Below are 22,928 nucleotides of genomic sequence, written 5' to 3' on the forward strand. Positions count from 1 at the left end.
CTTCCGCATACCGCGGGAGGGGCCGCCCGGTCCGTGCGAGGAAGCGTTGCCCGGTCATCCCTCGCCCAGTGGCCGGGGGTTGGGAGTGACGCGCTTGTTCTTCGGCCGCCCCGGAGGTGTCAGGGACAGAGCCACGAACCCGGCGAAGATCGAGATGCTGCCCGCCAGGCTGAAAGCGCCGTTGTAGCCCCAGACGCCGACGACCACGGAACCCATGCCCGCACCGAGGCCGGAGACGAGCTTGGAGCTGTAGACCATCCCGTAGTTGGTGGCGTTGTTGTTCTCGCCGAAGTAGTCCGCCGTCAGCGCCGCGAACATCGGGAAGATGGCACCGCCGCCGAAACCGGAGATGGCGGAGAAGATCAGGAACAGCGGCAGGTTCTTGATCTCGGCCGACCAGATGATGCCGAACTGGGCCAGACCCAGGATGGCGCACACGTAGAGCAGGCACTGCTTGCGGCCGTACAGGTCGGAGAGCCAGCCGATGACGCCGCGTCCGGTGCCGTTGACGATCGCCTTCAGCGACATCGCCGCGGCCACGATCCCGGCCGTGAAGCCCGCCTCCTCACCGATGTCGACCTGGAAGGCGATGCCGAAGATGTTCACACCGGAGGTGCAGGCGAGACAGAACCACATCAGCGCCACCCGGCCGGTCTTCCACGCCTCCATCGGGGAGTACTGCTTGACGGCCGGCGGGTTCTTCTCCAGCGAACGCCGGGCCCGCGGGTCGGCCGGCGGGTTCAGCGGGTCGACGGCGGCCGGCCACCAGTTCTTCGGCGGGTCCCGGAAGTAGAAACCGGCGATCGCCACCATCGCCGCGAGGAAGACACCCGCGGAAACCAGCACCCAGCGGAAGTTGGAGGTGTCCATGTAGCCGTGGAAGATGAAGACGAACGGCACCGAGCCGTAGGCGAAACCGCCGTTGACGAAGCCGGTCTTCCCGCCCCGGCGCTCCGGATACCACTTGCCGACCATGTTGACGCAGGTCGCGTACACCATGCCGGCACCCATGCCGCTGAACACGCCGAACCCGATGAAGGCGAGCGAGACGTGCGGCGCGTACGCCAGCGACAGATAGCCCAGCAGCGTGCCGGCCGACCCCAGCATCATCGCCCAGCGCGCCGGGAGCCTGCCGCTCTCCCGCAGCCGTCCCGCCGGGAACGCGACCGCGGCCTGGCAGAACACCCAGGCGGTCATCATCCAGTAGATGCTGCCGCTGGACCAGTGCTGGGCCTCGTGCAGCGTGTCCTCGGCGGACGCGAACGCGTACTCGGCGGAGGAGATGCCCATCATCCCGATCCAGGGCAGGATCACCATCCACTTGCGCTTGCGCCCCATGATGTCGATGTCGGACTCGCCCACGCGGTAGACGCGTCCGTTCCTGTCGGTCACCTCCTGGTAGGCGGCGACCCGTGTGACATCGGTGGTTGTCATGTCGTTTGCACCCCTAGCGTCGAAAGATCTGGCCAGCGCCCCCTGTCCCATGCCTTTCGTGCGCGCGCGGGTCCCCGGGGCCGGCCGACGCGCACCCGTCGGCCGACCCCTCGCCGTCTCACGTCATGAACCGCCCCCCAACAAGCCCGCGGCCCGCGCCCACCGGTACTTGGCGCCCAGCACCGCCACCGGCTTCTCGGTCGTGTACGGGTACGCCACGACCCCGCGCTCGAAGAGGTACTGGCACGCCTCCTCCACCTCCACGTCACCCGCGAGGGAGGCCACCACGGGCTTCTCGACGCCCCGTTCGCGGAACTCGGCCACCACGCGCGCGGTGAGTTCGGCGAACACCATGGGCGGCGTGACGATGGTGTGCCAGTAGCCGAGGACGAGCGCGTGGATCCGCGGGTCCTCCAGGCCGAGCCGGATCGTCGCCTCGTACGTCGACGGCGGCTCGCCCCCGGTGATGTCCACCGGGTTGCCCGCCGCACCGAACGGCGGGATGAAGGCGCGGAACGCCGTGTCCAGGTCGGGCGGTATCTCCATCAGCGACAGCCCGTTGTCCGTCACCGCGTCGGAGAGCAGCACCCCGCTGCCGCCGGCGCCGGTGATGATGACCACGTTGTCGCCCTGGGGAGCGGGGAGCACCGGCAACGCGCGCGCGTACTCCAGCATTTCGTTCAGCCCCGGCGCCCGGATGACACCGGCCTGCCGCAGGACGTCGTCGTAGACGGCGTCGTCCCCGGCGAGCGCCCCGGTGTGCGACCCGGCCGCCTTCGCGCCCGCCGCCGTACGGCCCGCCTTGAGCACCACGACCGGCTTCCTCGGCACGGTCGCCCGCGCCGCCTCGACGAACGCGCGGCCGTCCTTGAGGTCCTCCAGGTGCATGGCGATGCACTCGGTGTGCGGGTCCTCGCCGAACCAGGTCAGCAGGTCGTCCTCGTCCAGGTCCGACTTGTTGCCCAGCCCGACGATCGCCGACACGCCGGTCTTCGTGGTCCGCGCGAAGCCCAGGATGGCCATGCCGATGCCGCCCGACTGCGAGGTCAGCGCGACGCCGCCCTTGACGTCGTAGGGCGTGCAGAACGTGGCGCACAGGTCCTGCCAGGTCGAGTAGTAGCCGTAGATGTTCGGGCCGAGCAGCCGGATGCCGTACCGTTCGGCGACCGCCACGATCTCGTCCTGGAGCGCCTGTTCACCGGTCTCGGCGAAGCCGGAGGGGATGAGGACGGCGTTGGGGATCCGCTTGCGCCCCACCTCCTCCAGGGCCGCCGCCACGAACCGCGCGGGGATCGCGAAGACCGCCACATCCACCTCACCGGGAACGTCGGTGACACTCTTGTACGCCTTGCGGCCCAAGATGTCATCGGCCTTGGGGTTCACCGGGTGGATCTCGCCGGCGAAGCCACCGTCGACGAGGTTGCGCATCACCGAGTTGCCGATCTTCCCCGGCTCGCCCGACGCGCCGATCACCGCGACCGAGGACGGCTGCATCAGGCGGCGCATCGAGGTGAGGATCTCCTCGCGCGTGTACCGGCGCCGCTCCTTCGGCGTGTCGGTCGCCAGGATCACCCTGATGTCGGCGGCGACCGCACCCTCGGGCGTGGCGATCACGGGATTCAGGTCCACCTCGGCGATCTCCGGGAAGTCGGCGACCAGCTCGGAGACCCGGCGGATCTGCTCCGCGACCGCCCACCGGTCCACCCCGGCCTGCCCGCGCACCCCGCGCAGCACCTCGGCCGCCCGGATCGAGTCCAGCATGGACAGCGCCTCGTCGGCGTCCACGGGAGCCAGCCGGAAGGTGACGTCCTTGAGCACCTCGACCAGCACCCCGCCGAGCCCGAACGCCACCACCTTGCCGAACGTCGGGTCGGTGACCGCCCCGACGATGACCTCCTGCCCCTGCGGCAGCAGCTCTTGAATCTGCACCCCCTCGATCCGCGCGGAGGCGTCGTACGCGCGCGCGTTGTCGACGATCCGGCAGAACGCCGCCCGCACGTCCGCCGCGCCCTCGACCCCGACGACCACACCGCCGGCGTCGGTCTTGTGCAGGATGTCCGGCGAGACGATCTTCATCACCACCGGTGCGCCGAACCGCGCCGCGCACGCCACCGCCTCGTCGACGTCCCGCGCCAGCTCCTCGCCGGGTACGGCGATCCCGTAGGCGTCCGCGAGCACCTTGCCCTCGGGAGCGGTGAGCGCGGTGCGCCCCTCGGCCCGTACGGCGTCCAGGAGCCCGCGCACCCGTGCCCGGCGGTCCTCGGCCATCACGTCAGATCACCCCGCTCGACTTGAGCAGCCGCAGTTCCTCGTCACCGAGGCCCAGCTCGCCGACGTAGACCTCTTCGTTGTGCTCACCCAGCAGTGGCGAGCTGGTCACCTTCACCGGGGAGTCCGAGAGCTTGAGCGGGCTGCCCACGGTCACGAACTCGCCCCGCTCGGGGTGGGGGACGGTGACGACCATCTCGTTGGCGACCAGGGAGTCGTCCTCGATGATCTCCTTCGTGGACAGGATCGGCCCGCACGGGATGTTGTGGGCGTTCAGCCGCTCCAGCACCTCCCACTTGGGCAGGGTGGACGACCACTCCTCGATCAGCTGGAACATCTTGTTCAGTTTCGGCAGCCGGGCCCGCGGGGTCGCCCACTCGGGGTCGTCGGCCAGCTCGGGCCGGCCGATCAGCTCACTGAGCGGCTGCCAGCCGACCGGCTGGACGATGACGTACACGTAGTCGTTGGGGCCGCCCGGCGCGCACTTGACCGCCCAGCCCGGCTGCCCGCCGCCGGACGCGTTCCCGGACCTGGGAACCTCGTCGCCGAAGTCCTCGTTGGGATATTCGGCGAGTGGACCATGGCTCAGGCGCTGCTGGTCGCGCAGCTTCACCCGGCAGAGGTTGAGTACCGCGTGCTGCATGGCCACGTTCACCCGCTGACCACGTCCGGTGTGCTCTCGCTGGTAGAGGGCGGCGAGGATGCCCGCCACGACGTGGACGCCCGTGCCCGAGTCCCCGATCTGGGCCCCCGTCGCCAGCGGCGGCCCGTCCTCGAAACCGGTGGTGGACATCGATCCGCCCATGGCCTGCGCGACGACCTCGTACGCCTTGAAGGCGGTGTACGGGCCCTCGCCGAACCCCTTGATGGAGGCGTAGACGATCCGTGGATTGATCTCCTTGATGCGGTCCCAGGTGAAGCCCATCCGGTCCACCGCGCCCGGCCCGAAGTTCTCGACCATGACGTCCGAGCGGCGGATCAGTTCGGTGAGGATCTCCTTGCCGCGTTCGGTCTTGGTGTTCAGGGTGATGCTCCGCTTGTTGCAGTTGAGCATCGTGAAGTAGAGGGAGTCGACGTCCGGCAGGTCGCGCAGCTGGCCCCGCGTGACGTCGCCGTGCGGTGCCTCCAGTTTCACGACGTCCGCGCCGAGCCAGGCGAGCAGCTGCGTTGCCGACGGGCCGGACTGCACATGCGTCATGTCCAGGACGCGGATGCCCTCAAGAGCCTTCGCTGACGTGCCTGTCATGGGTGGTCACCTCACTTGTACATCGTCTGGTTCATGGTTCCGGGGGCATAGGCGTCCGGGTCGACCCAGACATTGATCAGGGACGGCTTGCCGGACTCGCGGGCCCGGCGCAGTGCGGGGCCGATGTCGGCGGGGTCGCGGACCTCTTCGCCGTGGCCGCCCAGCATCCGGGCGAACTGGTCGTAGGGCACGTCGCCGAGGGTGTTGCCGACCCGCTCGCGTTCCTTGCCGTACTTTGCGGCCTGGCCGTAGCGGATCTGGTTCATCGAGGAGTTGTTGCCGACGATGCCGACGAACGGGAGGTCGTAGCGGACGAGGGTCTCGAAGTCCCAGCCGGTGAGGGAGAAGGCGCCGTCGCCGAAGAGGGCGACGACCTCCTTGTCGGGCCGCGCCTGCTTGGCGGCCAGCACGAAGGGGACGCCGACGCCGAGCGTGCCCAGCGGGCCCGGGTCCATCCAGTGGCCGGGTGACTTGGGCTGGACGACCTGCCCGGAGAAGGTGACGATGTCGCCGCCGTCGCCGATGTAGATCGAGTCCTCGGTGAGGAAGTCGTTGATCTCGCTGACCAGCCGGTAGGGGTGGATGGGCGAGGCGTCCGACCTGAGCTGCGGCAGTCGCTTGTCCAGCGCCGTCCGCTCGGCCGCGCGCAGCTCGTCCAGCCACTCCTTGCGCCTGGCCGCGCCTCCGTTGATCCGTCCGGACGCCGCCTCGGTCACCGACTTCAGCACCAGGCCCGCGTCGCCGACGATGCCGAGGTCGATGTCGCGGTTCTTGCCGACGGTGCGGTAGTCGAGGTCGATCTGCACGACGGTCGCGTCCGGGGAAAGCCGCTTGCCGTAGCCCATCCGGAAGTCGAAGGGCGTGCCGACGATCACGATCACGTCGGCGTTGGAGAACGCGTAGCGGCGCGAGAGCTGGAAGTGGTGCGGGTCGCCCGGCGGCAGGGTGCCGCGGCCGGCGCCGTTCATGTACGCCGGAACGTTCAGCGTGCGCACCAGCTCGACGGCGTCCTCGGTGGCGCGGGTCGTCCAGACCTGGCTGCCCAGCAGGATCGCGGGCTTCTCGGCGTGCACCAGCAGGTCGGCGAGCCGCTCGACGGCGTCCGGGTCGCCGGCCGACCGGGTGGAGGCACGGTAGGCCCCGGGCTGCGGTACGCGCGCCTTGTCCGCGGGCACCTTGGCGTCCAGCACGTCGCGCGGGATCTCCAGGAAGGACGGCCCCGGCGCACCGTGGTAGCACTCGCGGAACGCCATCGACACCATGTCGGCGGCGCGCGCGGTGTCCGGCACGGTCGCCGCGAACTTGGTGATCGGCGTCATCATGTCGACGTGCGGGAGGTCCTGGAGGGACCCCATCTTGTGCTGGGTGTGGGCACCTTGGCCGCCGATCAGCAGCATGGGCGACTCGGCGCGGAAGGCGTTGGCGACGCCGGTGACGGCGTCGGTGGTGCCCGGCCCGGCGGTGACCACCGCGCAGCCGGGCTTGCCGGTGATACGGGCGTAGCCGTCGGCGGCGTGCGCGGCGACCTGCTCGTGGCGTACGTCGACGACCTCGATGCCCTCGTCGACGCAGCCGTCGTAGATGTCGATGATGTGGCCGCCGCACAGCGTGTAGATGCGGTCGACCCCCTCGGCCTTCAGTGCCTTGGCAACGAGGTGGCCGCCGGAGATGACGTCCTGGGTGTCGTCGGGCATGGCGAAGTCCTGTCCCTTCACGAGGGGTTGGGGCGCTCTCGCGGTACATTGCATACAGTCGACGAATACTGTATGAAGCTTGTTATCCCGCATCCGGTGGGTGGTGTCCAGGGGGCGTGCGGCACTTTCAGTCAGGAGCCGAGATGGACCTGTACGAACACCAGGCAAGGGAACTCTTCAAGGAACACGGGATCGTGGTGCCGAGGGCCGAGGTCACCGACTCGCCCCAGCGGGCCCGGGAGATCGCCCGCGCACTCGGCGGACGCGCCGTCGTCAAGGCGCAGGTGAAGACCGGTGGACGCGGCAAGGCGGGCGGAGTGCGGCTCGCCGCCGACCCCGCCGAGGCCGAGGAGGCGGCGCGGCACATCCTCGGCATGGACATCAAGGGGCACACGGTCGGCACCGTCATGCTGGCCGAACCCTGCGACATCGAGCGGGAGTTCTACGTCTCCTACGTCCTCGACCGCGCGTCCGGGGGCTTTCTCGCCATCGCCTCGGCGGAGGGCGGCACGGAGATCGAGGAGGTCGCCGCCCGGCGGCCCGAGGCGGTGGCGCGCATCCCCGTCGACCCCGCCACGGGCGTGCACACGGCCACCGCGGTACGCATCGCCGACGCCGCGGGACTGCCCCCGCAGACCGTCGACACGCTGGTGCGGCTGTGGAAGGTACTGGTCCGCGAGGACGCCCTGCTGGTCGAGGTCAACCCGCTGGTCAGGACGGTCGAGGGTCGGATCGTGGCCCTCGACGGAAAGGTCACCCTCGACGACAACGCCCTTTTCCGCCAGTCACGTTGGGGCGAGGAACGGCCCACGTCCGACAACCCCCTGGAGGCGCGCGCCGGTGCCAAGGGCCTCAACTACGTCAAGCTGGACGGCGAGGTCGGCGTCATCGGCAACGGCGCCGGACTGGTCATGTCGACCCTGGACGTGGTCGCGGGCTGCGGCGCCCGTCCCGCCAACTTCCTGGACATCGGCGGCGGTGCCTCCGCCCGGGTCATGGCCGACGGACTGTCCGTCGTCCTCTCCGACCCCGACGTGAAGTCCGTCCTCGTCAACGTCTTCGGCGGCATCACCGCCTGCGACGCGGTCGCCGACGGCATCGTCCGCGCCCTGGACGAGGTACGGCCGACCAAGCCGCTCGTCGTCCGCCTCGACGGCAACAACGCCGCCCGCGGCCGGGCCCTCCTCGACGCACGCGCGCACCCGCTGGTCGAACAGGCCACCACCATGGACGGCGCCGCCAGCCGTGCCGCCCGACTCGCCACCGCGGCGTCCACCGCCGGATGCACCGGACACGCCGGATAAAGGAGACAGGACGACATGGCGATCTACCTCACCCAGGAGAGCAAGGTCCTCGTCCAGGGCATGACCGGCGCCGAGGGCATGAAGCACACCCGCCGCATGCTGGCCGCCGGCACCGACGTCGTCGGCGGCGTCAACCCGCGCAAGGCGGGCCGCACCGTCGACTTCGACGACCGTGCCGTACCCGTCTTCGGTTCGGTCCGCGAGGGCATCGAGCGCACCGGCGCCGACGTCACCGTGGTCTTCGTGCCGCCCGCCTTCGCCAGAGCGGCGGTCGTGGAAGCCGCCGACGCCGGCATCGGCCTGGCGGTCGTCATCACCGAGGGCATCCCGGTCCACGACTCCGTCGCCCTCACCGCGCACGCCCGGACCAGGGGCACCCGCGTCATCGGACCCAACTGCCCCGGCCTGATCACCCCCGGCCAGTCCAACGCAGGCATCATCCCGCCCGACATCACCAAGCCCGGCCGCGTCGGCCTGGTCTCCAAGTCGGGCACACTCACCTACCAACTCATGTACGAACTGCGCGACATCGGCTTCTCCACCTGCGTCGGCATCGGCGGCGACCCGGTCGTCGGCACCAGTCACATCGACTGCCTCACCGCCTTCGAGGAGGATCCCGACACCGAACTGATCGTCCTCATCGGCGAGATCGGCGGCGATGCGGAGGAACGCGCGGCGGCCCACGTCCGCGCGCACGTCACCAAGCCCGTCGTCGCCTACATCGCCGGCTTCACCGCACCCGAGGGCAGGACCATGGGCCACGCCGGTGCCATCGTGTCCGGCTCCTCGGGCACGGCGCGGGCGAAGAAGGAGGCACTGGAAGCGGCGGGCGTACGGGTCGGGAGCACACCGACCGAGACGGCACGGCACGTGCTCGCCGTACTCGACGGAGCGGTGGGCGACGGAGTGGTGCGCGGCGAAGCGGTGCGCGAGGGAGCGGTGCGCGATGGAGTGGTGCGCGACGAAGCGGTGCGCGACGGAGCCCGCGCATGACGGCGGCCGACGCGCAGGGCGCCGCCGAAGCCCTCGCCCTGAAGCCCGGCACCTCCTGGGCGGAAGCCTGGCGGCGCTGCCGCACCGTCGCGCCCGAGGCGTTCCGCGACGACCGCGTGCTCAACCTCTGGGACGCAGGCTGGCGGACGGACGGCCGGGTGCTGCCGGCCACCAGCCCGGTCGACGGCACCCCGATCGCCGGTCCGCCCCGGATCGACGCCGCCACCGCCCAGCACGCCGTACGCGCCTCGCTCGACCAGCACCGGGCCTGGCGCCACGTCCCCCTGCCCGAGCGCCGCGCCCGCGTCGCGGCCACCCTCGACGCCCTCGCCCAGCACCGCGAACTGCTCGCGCTGCTGCTGGTCTGGGAGATCGGCAAGCCCTGGCGGTCGGCGACGGCCGACGTCGACCGCGCCGTCGACGGCGTGCGCTGGTACGTCGACGGCATCGACGACATGCTCGACGGGCGGGCCCCGCTGGACGGCCCGGTCTCCAACATCGCCAGCTGGAACTACCCGATGAGCGTGCTCGTCCACGCCCTGCTGGTCCAGGCACTCGCGGGCAACGCGGTCATCGCCAAGACCCCGACCGACGGCGGCGTCGCCTGTCTCACCCTGGCCTCGGCGCTCGCCGCCCGCGAGGGACTGCCCGTCACCCTCGTCAGCGGCAGCGGCGGCGAACTGTCCCAGGCGCTGGTGCGCGCGCCCGAGATCGGCTGCGTGTCCTTCGTCGGCGGCCGGGACACCGGTGCCGCCGTCGCCACCGCCGTCGCCGACCTCGGCAAGCGGCACATCCTCGAACAGGAGGGACTCAACACCTGGGGCATCTGGAACTTCACCGACTGGGACGCGCTCACGCAGGTGATCCCGAAACTCTTCGACTACGGCAAGCAACGCTGCACCGCCTACCCGCGGTTCGTCGTCCAGCGGCAGCTGTTCGACGCCTTCCTCGCGGCGTACCTCCCGGCCGTGCGCACCCTGCGCGTCGGCCACCCGCTCGCCGTCGCCGCACCGGACGCCCCGTACCCGGCGCTGGACTTCGGCCCGGTGATCAACGCGGCCAAGGCCAAGGAGCTCCACGACCAGGTCGCCGAGGCCGTCGACCGAGGTGCCGTCCCACTGCACCGCGGCAAAACCTCCGACGCCCGCTTCCTGCCCGGCCAGGACACCTCGGCCTACGTCCAGCCGGTCACCCTGCTCAACCCGCCCCGGTCCTCGCCGCTGCACCACGCGGAACCCTTCGGCCCGGTCGACACCATCGTCCTGGTCGACACCGAGGCCGAGCTGCTCGCCGCGATGAACGCCTCCAACGGCGCGCTGGTCGCCACGCTGTCCACGGACGACCCGGCGACGTACGACAGGCTGGCGCCGCAGATCCGCGCGTTCAAGGTCGGCCACGGGGTACCGCGCTCCCGCGGGGACCGCGACGAGCTGTTCGGCGGGCACGGGGCGTCCTGGCGCGGTGCCTTCGTGGGCGGCGAGCTGCTGGTGCGCGCCGTGACGCACGGCCCGGCGGGGGAGCAGCTGCCGGGCAACTTCCCGGACCACCACCTCATGCCGTAACGGGGGAGAAGGGGACGGGTGCTTCCGGGGCGGTCAGCCGATGCCCTGGCGGTCCGGCCGCAGGGCGAAGGCCCGGTCCGCCGGGGTCGGCGCGGTCCGCTCGACGGCCTGCCGCAGCAGCTCGCGCTGGCGCAACAGCGGCTCGCGCCGCTCCGGCGGCACGAGCCGCAGCAGGTCGTCGAGCCCCGCCACCAGACGCCGGGTGACCTGCGGCGACCCGACGGAACAGGCCCGGACCTCGGCGAACCCCAGGTCCACCAGCTCCGCCCACCCCGGCACGGGCTGCACCAGCCGGACCACGCCGCGCCGGTCCCGGTGCGGCACGGCGTCCAGCGGCCGCCGGGACAGCGTGGCCAGGATCTGCACGACCCGGTCCAGCGCCTGCACGGCGGTCGTCGGATCGTTCACCGCCGGGGACAGGGCGCGCAGTCCGATGTCGGAGAGCTGGCGCAGCCCGAACGCCAGGTCCTGGTGGAAGGTGCGTTCCACGCCGACGGACAGGGCGTACCGCAGCGCACGGCGCGGCGGGGCCGCCCCGCCGTGCACCGCCAGGACCGGGGTGCCCGGCACCAGGAAGTCACCGATCCGCGGGACCAGCCGCAGCACCACCCCGTGCCCCCGGGCCACCCGCACCAACCGGGCGACGTGCACGTCCCGCAGCACACCGCCCTGCCCGTCGTGGGCGACCCACGCCGTCACGGGCCCGAGGACGGGCGCCCCGCCGCCCTCCGCCGGCGCGGGCATCAGCGCCGCCACCCGGAAGGACTCGGCGGCGATCCGGGCGATCACATGGCTGACCCGCATCAGCCGCAGGGTGGCGTTCACGTACATCACGAACAGCAGCAGGCTCAGCGCGACCATGACGAGGGTCAGCACCGACTGCACCAGCGGGACGGACGTGGCGATGCGGGGGTCGGCGTTGCTGTCGTAGCTGGTCAGGACGAGCAGCGTCAGCACGAAGGTGGCCAGGAAGACGGCGAAGGTCGCCTTGGTGATCCGGCTGCGGACGAACAGCCGCACCACCCGCGGGGTGAACTGCCCGCTCGCCATCTGCACCGCGACCAGCGAAATACTGAACACCACACCGATGAAGGTCATCATCGCCGAGCCGACCGCCGACACCACCGTCTTCGCGTCGTCCGCGAAGCGCAGCAGCTCGGCGAGCGTGTCGTAGTCGCCGTCGTCCTGCAGCGAACGGACGAGCGCCGCGTCGAGCTCCTGGGCCACCAGCCAGACGACGAAGACACCCACCATGGCCGCGGTCGGCGCGAACCAGAACGTGTCCCGCAGATGCTCCCTGAGCGGCGACAACGCCCGCGGCCGGCGCCGCGGGAGCGGGCCCTGCGTAACCATCCAGTCACTCATGGTGCGACCCTAGGCGCAGCGCGGCCGCCGGTCCCGGACCGCCGCTCAGGGGAACGGCTGGGGAAGGAAACGCAGGTGAAAGGCACCGCGAAAGCTTGGTATGGTTGTCCATGTCGCCGCGGGGGAGCACCCCCGCACCGCGACAGACACCTGGTCCGGGTGGCGGAATGGCAGACGCGCTAGCTTGAGGTGCTAGTGCCCTTTATCGGGCGTGGGGGTTCAAGTCCCCCCTCGGACACAAGAAACAAGATCAGGCAGAGAGGTGCCGGCCGGGACACGTCCCGGTCGGCTTTTCTCGTTCCACGGGCCGCCGGATCACTCACCGGCCGCCGAAAATACGGTGCGGCTCCGATCCGGGCCTCCCTACACTCACCGTGACACCGAGACCGAGTGAGGGGAGCAGGGCCGTGCGCAGCCGCACCGCACCCGTCGTTCCCCCGGCCCGGCACGAGGTGATCCTGGTGTCTTCGGCCGTCCGGTGCCCGCTGCGCGGCCGGCGCCGGATGCCCGCGACGCACATCTGAGAGCCGACGTCCCTTGCCGGGGCGTCCGGCACATGCGTCGGGGGAGATCGCGCTGCCCTTTTCCGGTTCCTCCGAAAGGCTTCGGGCCATGCGCACCAACCCGCTCACCACCGTCCGCAACCTGGGCATCCTCGCCCACGTCGACGCGGGCAAGACCACCGTCACCGAGCGGATCCTCTACCTCACCGGTACCACCCACAAGCGCGGCGAGGTCCACGACGGCACCACCGTCACCGACTTCGACCCGCAGGAACGCGACCGCGGCATCACCATCTTCGCCGCGGCCGTCAGCTGCACCTGGGCGGACCACCGGATCAACCTCATCGACACCCCGGGGCACGTCGACTTCGCCGACGAGGTCGAACGCTCCCTGCGCGTGCTGGACGGCGCGGTCGCCGTGTTCGACGCGGTGGCGGGAGTGGAACCGCAGAGCGAGTCCGTGTGGCGGCAGGCCGACCGGCACGGCGTGCCCAGGATCGCGTTCGTCAACAAGATGGACCGGGCGGGCGCCGATCTCGACACCGCCGTCGCCTCCATCCGCGAACGACTGCACCCCGTACCCCTGGTCGTGCAGCTGCCCATCGGCACGGAGGACGGCTTCACCGGCGTCGTCGACCTGCCGCGCATGCGCGCCCTCGTATGGGGCGACGGCGCGGACACGGCCGAGGAGGGGCCGGTGCCCGACGCCCTGCGCGAGGAGGCGGCACGCAGGCGGCGGCTGCTGGAGGAAGCGGTCGCCGAACGCCACCCGGCCGCGCTGGAGGAGTTCTGCGACCGGGAGACGCTCACCGCGGCCACCCTCACCGACGCCCTGCGCGACCTGACGCGCACCGGCGACGGCGTGGTCGTGCTGTGCGGCTCGGCCTACCGCAACCGCGGCGTCGAACCGCTGCTGGACGCCGTGGTGGCGTACCTGCCCTCGCCGCTGGACGTCCCCGCGGTGCGGGGCACCCACGACGGCACGGAGCAGGAACGGCCAGCCGACCCGGCGGCACCGATGGCGGCACTGGCGTTCAAGGTGAACGCCACCCCGACCGGACGACTGACGTACCTGAGGGTCTACTCGGGCACGATCGAGAAGGGAGACACCGTGTGGGACGCGGGTACGCGCCGCAGCGAGCGCGTCGGCCGCATCCTGCGGGTCCGGGCCGACCGGCACGACCCGCTGGAGCGCGCGGTCGCCGGGGACATCGTCGCCGTGGTCGGGCTGAAGTCGGCCCGCGCCGGCTCGACCCTGTGCGCGCCGGGCACCCCGCTGCTCCTGGAACCCCCGGGCGTGCCCGAACCCGTCGTGCACGTGGCGGTGGAGGCCCGGCGCGCCACCGACACCGACCGGCTCGCCTCGGCGCTCGCCAGGCTGACCGAGGAGGACCCCTCACTGGCCGTGCGGACCGACCCGGAGACGGGACAGACCGTGCTGTCGGGCATGGGCGAACTGCACCTGGAGGTCGCCATGGAACGCGTACGGCGCGAGCACGGTCTCGAGGTCTCCGTGGGCCGCCCCGGTGTGGCGTACCGCGAGACGGTCGGCGAAGGGGTCACCGGCTTCGTGCACCGGCATGTCAAACAGGACGGCGGCGCCGGTCAGTTCGCGCACGTCGTGCTCGACGTGGAGCCCTGGGAGCGGGACATCGAGGGCGGCGACGGGTTCGTGTTCCGTTCGGCCGTCGTCGGCGGGCGCGTGCCGCAGGAGTACGTCCGGGCCGTCGAGGCGGGCTGCCGGGACGCCCTCGCCGAGGGCCCGCTCGGCGGGCACCCGGTGACCGGCCTGAGGGTCACGCTCACCGACGGCCAGACCCATGTGAAGGACTCCTCGGACACGGCCTTCCGCACCGCCGGCCGGTTCGGTCTCCGCGACGCTCTGCGCGCCTCGGAGATGGTGCTGCTCGAACCGGTCGTGGAGGTCACGGTCACCGTGCCCGAGGACGGGCTCGGCGGTGTGCTCGGTGACCTCGCCGCGCGCCGCGGCCGGGTCACCGGTTCCGACACGCGGGGCGGCTCGGCGGTGGTCACGGCCACCGTCCCGCTGGCCGAACTGTTCGGCTACGCGACCCGGCTGCGCAGCCGCACCCAGGGTCGCGGCACCTTCACCGCCCGGCCCACCGGTTACGCACCGGCGCCGGTCGTGACGGCCGGCCCGACCACGCGGTAGGCGCGGCGCGGCACCTTCACGCCCCGGGCACGCGGCGCGGCACTCACACGCCCCGAGCACGCGGCGCGGCACCAACACGCCCACGGCATGCGGCGCGGCACCCTCACGCCCCCCGGGCACGAGGGTGCCGCGCCGCGGGTTCCCGTGCGGGGTCGGTCTTCGAGACCCGGTCCCGTCCGCCCCGGCTACCCGCGCTCCGGAGACGCCGCGCGGGGCGGCGCCGTAGAGGCGCGCACCACGAGTTCGGTGGCGAGCTCGATGTGGTGGGAATCGACCCGCTCACCGTTGGCGAGCCGGAGGGCGGTGCGCAGGGCGGCACCGCCCATCTCCCGCAGGGGCTGGCGGACGGTGGTGAGGGGCGGCGACGCCATCCGGGCGAGGCTCGTGTCGTCGAAGCCCACCACGCTCAGGTCCTCCGGGACGCGCAGACCCCGGGCGCGGGCCGCCTCGACGACGCCGACGGCGATCTCGTCGTTGCCCGCGAAGACCGCGGTGGGTGGCTCCTCCAGGTCCAGCAGCGCCGCGGCTCCGAGCAGTCCGCTCTCGTAGGTGAACTCTCCCGGCCGGGTGTGGGCCTCGGGTACGGGCACGCCGCCCGCCTCCATGGCGGCGCGGTAGCCGTGCAGGCGTGCCTGGTTGCACACGGCCATGGCGGGTCCGCCGAGATAGGCGACCCGGCGGTGACCGAGGGAGAGCAGGTGCTGGGTCGCGGCCAGGCCGCCCGCGAAGTTGGTGGCCCCCACACTGTGGATCCGGCTGTCCGGCAGGTGCAACGGGTCCAGCACCACCAGCGGCAGCCCGGAGCGGGCCAGTTCGTTCAGGTGCGCCGCGGTGTACACGCTGGTGATCGCGATGACGGCACGACGCCCGGCCGACACCAGGTTCCGGGCCCAGTGCGGGGCAGCGGACGCCTTGCTGACCACCACCGAGGCCCCCGACTCGGAGGCCGCGTCGACGATCCCTTCCAGGGTCTCGGCCACGTACGACTTCAGTCCGCCCCTGAACTGCACCTCGATGGTGGGGCTTTCCCCCGCGTCCGTGTGCCGGAACACGGGCGCGAGGTAGGCGTGCTCGTGCAGCAGTTCCTGCACCCGGGTGCGGGTCCCCGGGGCCACGTCACCGCGGCCGTTGACCACCTTGGACACCGTCGCCACGGACACCCCGGCCGCTCGTGCGATGTCCGCCAACGTGGTGCGCCTCGCGTCCGGTCGCATCGGTTCCCTCCCACGGGTACGTCCACCGTGTGGTGAGTCGCCGCTCGGGCGGCAACGCGGGTGGAACCGGTCAACAGTACGGCAACGCAACTCGTGTCACCTCACCTTCTCTGTCCTGCAGTCATGCATTTCGAAACTGTTTCGAGGTTGTCAGGGCTCCTTGATGGTCGATAGATCCCAGTCGTAGCAAGGGTCCTTGGGGCGGGAGAACACATCCGCACGTGCCTTGACACCCTGTCAGTCTGCTCCCTAACTTGCATGAGCAGAGCTCGGAGAAGGCGATTTCGAAAACCTTTCACCACGAGTCACGAGAAGCCGACGGCTCTCGGGTGCGGAGAAAAGACATGGCGCTCTCCCGACGTACTCTCCTAGGCCTGGCCGCCGGTGTGCCGGTCTCCGCGGCGCTGGCGGCCTGCGGCTCGTCCGGACCCGGCAAGAGCGGTGGCGGTGCCACGTACTGGTACCTGAACGGCCAACCGCAGGAAGGAGTCCGGGCCGGTGCGGTGGACGCCTTCAACAAGGCCCATCCGGACGGCCGGATCAAGGACACCACGTTCCAGAACGACGCCTACAAGACCAAGATCAAGACGGCCATCGGCGCGGGGCAGGCGCCCACCGTCATCTGGGGCTGGGGCGGCGGGACACTGCGCACCTACGCGGAAGCCGGCCAGGTCGACGACCTCACCTCGTGGTTCGACCAGCATCCCGAGGTCAAGAAGGCGCGGTTCCCGTCGTCCTTCGGCGCGGCGACCGTGGACGGCAAGATCTACGCGGTCCCGTGCGACGCCGTGCAGCCGATCGTCCTCTACTACAACAAGAGGGTCTTCGAGAAGGTCGGCGCGGAGCCACCGGAGTCCTGGGAAGACATCATGGCGCTGGTGCCCCGGTTCAACGCGAAGGGCATAGCGCCGTTCTCCCTCGGTGGTCAGTCCCGGTGGACGAACATGATGTGGCTGGAGTTCCTGTTCGACCGCATCGGCGGTCCCGAGGTGTTCCAGGCCGTCATCGAGGGCCAGAAGGACGCCTGGTCGCACCCGGACGCCATCACCGCGCTGACCAGGGTGCAGGAGCTGGTCGAGGCCGACGGGTTCATCAAGGGCTTCTCGTCCATCACCGCCGACTCCAACGCGGACCAGGCGCTGCTCTACACCGACAAGGCCGCCATGATGCTGCACGGGGCGTGGTCGTACGGCATCCAGCAGGCCGACGGCGGCGACTTCGTCCCCAGCGGCGGCCTCGGCTACATGAACTTCCCACCCGTCGACGGCGGCAAGGGCGATCCGAGCAACGCGGTCGGCAACCCCGCCCAGTACCTCTCCCTCTCCTCCAAGGCCACCGAGGAGGAGAAGAAGATCGCCAAGGAGTTCTTCGCGACCGGCGTCCTCCAGGACGCCGAGGTGCAGGCGTGGATCGACAACGGGTCCGTACCGGTCCGGGTCGGCACGGAGAAGCTCCTGGCCGCCTCCAAGAGCGCCGACTTCCTCCAGCTCAACTACGGCATCGCCAGCAAGGCCAAGACGTTCGTGCAGTCCTGGGACCAGGCCCTCAGCCCGACGGCCGCCGAGACGCTGCTGGACAACGTCGCCAAGCTCTTCCAGTTGTCCGTCTCGCCGCAGCAGTTCGCCGGCAACCTCAACGCGGTCATCGGCACATGAGCCCACACACGGGCCACGCGCCCGGCCGCCCACCGCGCAGCATCCTGCCGTGGCTGGCGACGCCGGCGCTGGTGGTCTTCGTCGGCTTCGCGGTGGTGCCGCTCGTCGGTGTCTTCGCGCTGAGCTTCACCACGTGGGACGGGATCGGCACCATCCACGGCTCGGGGCTGGACAGTTGGCGCGCGGTGCTCACCGACCCCGGGCTGCCGCACGCCCTGTGGGTGACGTTCCTGGTGATGGCCGTGTCCTGGGCCGTTCAGACACCGCTGAGCATTCTGCTCGGCACGTTCCTGGCGGGCCGCCAGCGGTACCGCGCGGTGCTGGGCGTGGTCTACTTCATCCCCCTGATGCTCAGCTCCGCCGCCATCGCGATCGCGTACAAGGCGCTGCTGGATCCCAATTTCGGGCTCGGAGCGGGGCTGAAGCTACCGCTGCTGGTCCAGGACTGGCTGGGGCGGCCGGGGCTCGCGTTCGGGGTCGTCGTCTTCGTCGTCTCCTGGCAGTTCGTCCCGTTCCATTCCCTGATCTACCAGGGCGGCGTCCAGCAGATCCCCAAGTCCCTCTACGAGGCGGCACAGCTGGACGGGGCCGGACGCATCCGGCAGTTCTTCAGCATTACCCTGCCCCAGCTGAGGTACACCGTCATCACCTCGTCCACGCTGATGGTGGTGGGGTCGCTGACCTTCTTCGACCTCATCTTCGTGCTGACCGAGGGCGGCCCCGGGGACGCCACCCGGGTGCTCGCACTGGACATGTACAAGCGGGGATTCCAGGCCAGCCTGATGGGACCGGCCAGCGTCATCGCGGTCATCCTGGTCCTGGTGGGTCTGGCCCTCGCGCTGCTGCTGCGCAGGCTCGGGGGCCGGGACGCCGGCGCGAGCCAACTCGAGGGAGCCTGAGGTGACCACCACACTGCCCGAGGCGCGTCGGCCGGCCGAGGCCGCCGACCGCGACCGGCCGCAGCGCTCGGCCCGGGTGACCGGGCCGGCGCAACTGGGCCGGCGGCCTGGCGGGATGGCTCTGGCTGGTCGTCGTCGCCGTGCCCCTGTACTGGACCCTCATCACCAGTCTCAAGGCCCAGAGCCGCTATTACGCCGAGAACCCGCTGGCGCCTCCGGCCGACCCGACGCTGGACAACTACCGGCTGGTCATCGAGTCCGACTTCCTCCGCTACTTCGCGAACAGCGTCGTGGTCACGGTGGGCGCCGTGGTGCCGGCGGTCCTGTTCTCCTTCATGGCGGCCTACGCGATCGTCCGAGGCCGGCGCATGCGGGTACTGCGCGCGATGAACGGCCTGTTCCTCATGGGCCTTGCCATCCCGCTGCAGGCGACCGTGATCCCGGTCTACCTGATCATCATCAAGCTCCAGTTGTACGACAGCCTGCTGGCGTTGATCCTGCCGTCCATCGCCTTCGCCATCCCGCTGTCGGTGCTGGTGCTGGCCAACTTCGTCCGGGACGTGCCCAACGAACTGTTCGACTCGATGCGGGTGGACGGCGCCACCGAATGGACGACGATGTGGCGGCTGGCGGCACCGCTCACCCGACCGGCCATACTCACCGTGACCATCTTCAACGCACTGACCATCTGGAACGGGTTCCTGCTGCCACTGGTGCTCACCCAGAGCCCGCAGCGCCGGACCCTGCCGCTCGCGCTGTGGACCTTCCAGGGCCAGTACGGGGTCAACGTCCCCGCCGTCCTGGCCGCCGTCGTCCTCACCACCCTGCCCGTCCTGATCCTGTACGCGTTCGGCCGCCGCCAGTTGCTGAGCGGTCTGACCGCCGGATTCAGTCGCTGACCGACGCCGGCGCGGTGCCCGGTACCTGCCGTCTACCTGTTCGCCCGTCATGCCCTGGATGGGCCTGCCGGGCGTGGGAGGAAAGTGAACGCCAACGTGGCCGAAGAGAACACCACCACCGCCCCGCTCTGGAACGACACCACCGCTTCCGTCGCCGCGCGCGTCGATGCGCTCGTCGCCGCGATGACGCTCGCCGAGAAGACCGCCCAGCTGTACGGAGTCTGGGTGGGCGCCTCCGACCAAGGCGACGAGGTGGCCCCGCACCAGCACGACATGGAGGAGGCCGTGGATCTCGAAGCGCTCCTGCCCACCGGGCTGGGCCAGTTGACCCGGCCCTTCGGGACGGTCCCGGTCGACCCGGCGCTGGGGGCCCTCTCCCTGGCCCGCACCCAGACCCGGATCGCCTCCGGGAACCGCTTCGGCATTCCCGCGCTCGCTCACGACGAGTGCCTGGCCGGATTCTCCGCCTGGGGCGCGACCGCCTACCCGGTCCCGCTGTCCTGGGGCGCCACGTTCGACCCGGACCTGGTCGAGCGCATGGCCGCCGCCATCGGCCGCGACATGCGCGCCGTCGGCGTCCACCAGGGACTCGCCCCCGTCCTGGACGTGGTGCGGGACGCCCGCTGGGGCCGGGTCGAGGAGACCATCGGCGAGGACCCGTACCTCGTCGGCACCGTCGGTACGGCCTACGTGCGCGGGCTGGAGTCGGCCGGGATCGTCGCCACCCTCAAGCACTTCGCCGGTTACTCGGCCTCGCGCGCCGGCCGCAACCTCGCGCCCTCCTCCGTGGGTCCCCGCGAGCGGGCGGACGTCCTGCTGCCCCCGTTCGAGATGGCGATACGCGAAGGCGGCGCCCGGTCGGTGATGAACGCGTACACGGACACCGACGGCATCCCCTCCGCGGCCGACGAGGACCTGCTCACCGGGCTGCTGCGCGACACCTGGGGCTTCGACGGCACCGTCGTCGCCGACTACTTCGCCATCGCCTTCCTCACGACCCTGCACGGCGTGGCGGCCGACTGGGCCGGCGCCGCAGCACTGGCACTCGGAGCGGGCGTCGACGTCGAGCTGCCCAACGTCAAGACGTACGGCGCTCCCCTGGCCGAGGCTGTCGCCGCCGGACGCGTCCCGGAAGCCCTGGTGGACCGCGCCGTTCGCCGGACACTCGCGCAGAAGGCGGGACTCGGCATGCTCGATCCGGACTGGAACCCGGTGCCGGCCGCACTGGAAGGGGCGGATCTCGACCATCCGGAAGCCCTGAGGGGCCGGATCGACCTGGACGGCCCGGAGAACCGGCGACTGGCCCGCACGATCGCTCAGGAGGCGGTGGTCCTGCTGAGCAACGACGGCACCCTGCCGCTGGGCCGGCCTCGCCGCATCGCCCTGCTCGGACCCAACGCCGACGAGCCCACCGCCGTACTCGGCTGCTACTCCTTCCCCCAGCACATCGGCGTCCGCCACCCCGGGACCCCGCACGGCATCGCGCTGCCGACGCTGCGCGACACCCTCGCCGCCGAGTTCCCCGAGGCCGAGATCACGCTCTCCCGGGGCACCGGGATCGACGACGGGGAGCTCACCGGCATCCCGGAGGCCGCACGCGTGGCAGGCGCGGCCGACATCGCCGTCGTGGTGCTCGGGGACCGCGCCGGGCTCTTCGGGCGGGGCACCAGCGGTGAGGGGTGCGACGCCGAGACGCTGGCGCTGCCGGGGGCGCAGCAGCAGCTGCTCGACGCGCTGCTCGACCAGGAGACCCCCGTGGTCGCCGTGCTGCTCGCGGGGCGGCCGTACGCACTCGGCCGTGCCGTGGGGGAGTGCGCCGCGATCGTGCAGTGCTTCTTCCCGGGGGAGGAGGGTACGCACGCGATCGCCGGTGTGCTCAGTGGCCGCGTCAATCCCTCCGGGCGGCTACCGGTCGGTGTGCCGAGCGGACCCGGTGCGCAGCCGGCCACCTACCTCGGCGCGCGGCTCGCCCACGCCGGCACGGTGTCGAACGTCGACCCGACGCCCGCGTTCGCCTTCGGCCACGGCCTGTCCTATACGTGCTTCGAGTGGACGGACCTGACGGTCGACGTGCGGGAGGCGCCGACGGACGGCGAGTTCCGTCTCGCCTTCACCGTCCGCAACACGGGCGAGCGGTCCGGGACCGAGGTCGTGCAGCTGTATCTGCACGACCCCGTCGCCTCCGTCGTCCAGCCGGTGCAGCGTCTCGTCGGCCATGCCCGGGTCGACCTGGAGCCGGGCGAGGCCGGACGTCTGCGTGCCACGGTCCCGGCCGACCTCGCCTCCTTCACCGGACGCGACGGCCGGCGCGTGGTCGAACCGGGCGAGCTGGAACTGCGGTTGGCCGCCTCCAGCGCGGATCACCGCCTCGTCGCCAGGCTCACGCTGACCGGGGCCGCACGGTACCCGGACCACACACGGCGCCTGCGTTCGGTGATCGTCCGGGAGTGGGACCGTCCGCCGGGAGCCGCTTGAGACTCCGGTGGCTCACAGCACGCCGCGCCGGGCGAGGCTGCGCGTCAGCGCGCGTACGCCGAACGTCCACGGCGCGGCCTGCTCGCTGGTGACGACGGTGTTGAGCAGCGTGCCGAGTCGCGGGCTGGAGATGCGCACCACGTCGCCGTGCTCATGGGTGAAGCCCGACCCCGGTGCCCTTCGGTCCTCGGTGGGGGCGAACAGGGTCCCGGTGAACAGCACGAAGCCGTCGGGGTACTGGTGGTGCGGACCGTGCGTGGCGGCCACCAGGTCCAGGACGTCGCGGCTGATCTCGCGCATGGAGCTGCTGCCGTGCAGCGCGTAGCCCCCCGGGCCGTCGATCCGCAGGCCCACGTCGAGCCCGCGGACGGTGTCGAGGTCGAAGCCGTCGTCGAACAGGCGGATGAACGGGCCGATCGCGCACGAGGCGTTGTTGTCCTTGGCACGGCCCAGCAGCAGCGCACTGCGTCCCTCGACGTCGCGGAGGTTGACGTCGTTGCCGAGCGTCGCGCCGCGTACGCGGCCGTGCGAGTCCACGACGAGGACGACCTCGGGCTCGGGGTTGTTCCACACCGAGGCGCCGAGCACTCCGATGTCGGCGCCGACGCCGACCGCGGACAGGACCGGCGCCTTGGTGAAGACCTCCGGGTCCGGCCCGATGCCCACCTCCAGGTAGGGCGACCACAGTCCCTCGGCGACGAGCAGTTCCTTCGCCCTGTCCGCCTCGGGCGATCCGGGACGGACACCGTCGAGCGCGCCGCCCACCGCCCGCTCGACCCGGGCCCGTACCCGGGCGGCCCGCGCCGGGTCGCCCCCCGTGCGCTCCTCGATGACGCGTTCCAGCAGGCTCCGGGCGAAGGTCACGCCGGCGGCCTTGATCACCTGCAGGTCGACGGGCGCGAGCAGACGGGGAACGTCACGACGGCCGGGGGGTGCTTCGAGCAGTTCGTCCAGGTGCCAGACGCGTCCTCCGGCGGCCTCCCGGACGACGGCCGCCGCGTCGTCGCGTTCCATGAGGTCGCAGACGGTGGGAACGACGTCCGTCAGGTCGATGACACGCTCCCCGCGCACCGCGGCCACACACGGCCCGTCCCATTCCGGGGCGTGTACGCGTGCGACGAGGGCTGCGCGGTCGGCGTCCTCCGGCAGGACACAGGAGCTGGTGAGGACCGGACGGGGGTGCGCTGCTGCCGATTCCACGATCGATGCCCTCCTGGGTTCGGGGGAGTGCGGTGGCCCGGGGC

14 protein-coding genes, 1 tRNA gene and 1 pseudogene are annotated in these 22,928 nt (G+C 71.3%); 9 read left to right on the forward strand and 7 right to left on the reverse strand.

What is annotated here, in order from left to right:
• Positions 1-54 precede the first annotated feature (54 nt).
• From IE258_RS18725 to IE258_RS18740, 4 genes are all read right to left on the reverse strand, one after another.
• Positions 55-1,434, reverse strand: a complete 1,380-nt coding sequence (locus IE258_RS18725) for an OFA family MFS transporter (RefSeq protein WP_189744890.1) — start codon at positions 1,432-1,434, stop codon at positions 55-57.
• Between the two features lie 123 nt (positions 1,435-1,557).
• Positions 1,558-3,702 carry an acetate--CoA ligase family protein gene (locus IE258_RS18730; protein WP_189744892.1) on the reverse strand — a complete coding sequence of 715 codons (2,145 nt, stop codon included), beginning with the start codon at positions 3,700-3,702 and terminating at the stop codon, positions 1,558-1,560.
• A 4-nt stretch (positions 3,703-3,706) separates the two neighbouring features.
• Positions 3,707-4,948: a formyl-CoA transferase gene (gene frc / locus IE258_RS18735; protein ID WP_189744894.1), complete on the reverse strand. Its 1,242-nt coding sequence runs from the start codon at positions 4,946-4,948 to the stop codon at positions 3,707-3,709.
• An 11-nt stretch (positions 4,949-4,959) separates the two neighbouring features.
• On the reverse strand, positions 4,960-6,642 hold the full coding sequence (locus tag IE258_RS18740; protein WP_189744896.1) for a thiamine pyrophosphate-binding protein: 1,683 nt from the start codon (positions 6,640-6,642) through the stop codon (positions 4,960-4,962).
• A gap of 143 nt (positions 6,643-6,785) precedes the next feature.
• On the opposite strand from IE258_RS18740, the gene sucC reads away from it, so the two are divergent.
• From sucC to IE258_RS18755, 3 genes are read left to right on the forward strand one after another with little or no spacing between them, the layout of a single operon-like run.
• Positions 6,786-7,946 (forward strand): ADP-forming succinate--CoA ligase subunit beta, encoded by a 1,161-nt coding sequence (gene sucC / locus IE258_RS18745; protein ID WP_189744899.1) that lies wholly within the window; start codon positions 6,786-6,788, stop codon positions 7,944-7,946.
• 15 nt (positions 7,947-7,961) lie between these two features.
• Positions 7,962-8,939 (forward strand): succinate--CoA ligase subunit alpha, encoded by a 978-nt coding sequence (gene sucD / locus IE258_RS18750; protein ID WP_229892195.1) that lies wholly within the window; start codon positions 7,962-7,964, stop codon positions 8,937-8,939.
• Entirely contained in the window at positions 8,936-10,501 is a 1,566-nt protein-coding gene (locus tag IE258_RS18755; RefSeq protein WP_189744901.1) for an aldehyde dehydrogenase family protein, read from the forward strand. The genes sucD and IE258_RS18755 overlap by 4 nt, the downstream gene beginning before the upstream one ends.
• A gap of 33 nt (positions 10,502-10,534) precedes the next feature.
• Here IE258_RS18755 and IE258_RS18760 read toward each other — a convergent pair whose 3' ends face one another.
• Positions 10,535-11,866, reverse strand: coding sequence for a DUF2254 domain-containing protein (locus IE258_RS18760; RefSeq protein WP_189744903.1), 1,332 nt, complete (start codon positions 11,864-11,866; stop codon positions 10,535-10,537).
• 153 nt (positions 11,867-12,019) lie between these two features.
• Between IE258_RS18760 and IE258_RS18765 the strand changes: the two genes are divergently transcribed.
• Both IE258_RS18765 and fusA read left to right on the forward strand, forming a co-directional pair.
• A tRNA-Leu gene (locus IE258_RS18765) sits at positions 12,020-12,104 on the forward strand.
• A gap of 374 nt (positions 12,105-12,478) precedes the next feature.
• Complete coding sequence (gene fusA, locus IE258_RS18770) at positions 12,479-14,542, forward strand: elongation factor G (RefSeq protein WP_189744905.1); 2,064 nt, start codon at positions 12,479-12,481, stop codon at positions 14,540-14,542.
• A 185-nt stretch (positions 14,543-14,727) separates the two neighbouring features.
• Here fusA and IE258_RS18775 read toward each other — a convergent pair whose 3' ends face one another.
• Positions 14,728-15,756 carry a LacI family DNA-binding transcriptional regulator gene (locus tag IE258_RS18775; protein ID WP_189744907.1) on the reverse strand — a complete coding sequence of 343 codons (1,029 nt, stop codon included), beginning with the start codon at positions 15,754-15,756 and terminating at the stop codon, positions 14,728-14,730.
• Positions 15,757-16,100: 344 nt separating this feature from the next.
• Here IE258_RS18775 and IE258_RS18780 point away from each other — a divergent pair, with 344 nt between their 5' ends.
• The 4 genes and pseudogenes from IE258_RS18780 to IE258_RS18795 all read left to right on the forward strand — a co-directional run bounded on the left by IE258_RS18780 (position 16,101) and on the right by IE258_RS18795 (position 21,684).
• Complete coding sequence (locus tag IE258_RS18780) at positions 16,101-17,411, forward strand: extracellular solute-binding protein (RefSeq protein ID WP_189744909.1); 1,311 nt, start codon at positions 16,101-16,103, stop codon at positions 17,409-17,411.
• Positions 17,408-18,310, forward strand: a complete 903-nt coding sequence (locus IE258_RS18785; RefSeq protein ID WP_189744911.1) for a carbohydrate ABC transporter permease — start codon at positions 17,408-17,410, stop codon at positions 18,308-18,310. Before IE258_RS18780 ends, IE258_RS18785 begins: the two co-directional genes overlap by 4 nt.
• Before the next feature lies 1 nt (position 18,311).
• Positions 18,312-19,209: pseudogene (locus IE258_RS18790) on the forward strand (carbohydrate ABC transporter permease).
• Between the two features lie 84 nt (positions 19,210-19,293).
• Positions 19,294-21,684 carry a beta-xylosidase/alpha-l-arabinosidase gene (locus IE258_RS18795; protein ID WP_189744914.1) on the forward strand — a complete coding sequence of 797 codons (2,391 nt, stop codon included), beginning with the start codon at positions 19,294-19,296 and terminating at the stop codon, positions 21,682-21,684.
• A 12-nt stretch (positions 21,685-21,696) separates the two neighbouring features.
• Here IE258_RS18795 and IE258_RS18800 read toward each other — a convergent pair whose 3' ends face one another.
• A complete protein-coding gene (locus tag IE258_RS18800) occupies positions 21,697-22,884 on the reverse strand; it encodes a fumarylacetoacetate hydrolase family protein (RefSeq protein WP_189744916.1) in 1,188 nt (395 codons plus the stop codon).
• Positions 22,885-22,928 lie beyond the last annotated feature (44 nt).

This window comes from Streptomyces tendae, from assembly GCF_014650435.1.
Lineage (GTDB): Bacteria > Actinomycetota > Actinomycetes > Streptomycetales > Streptomycetaceae > Streptomyces > Streptomyces tendae.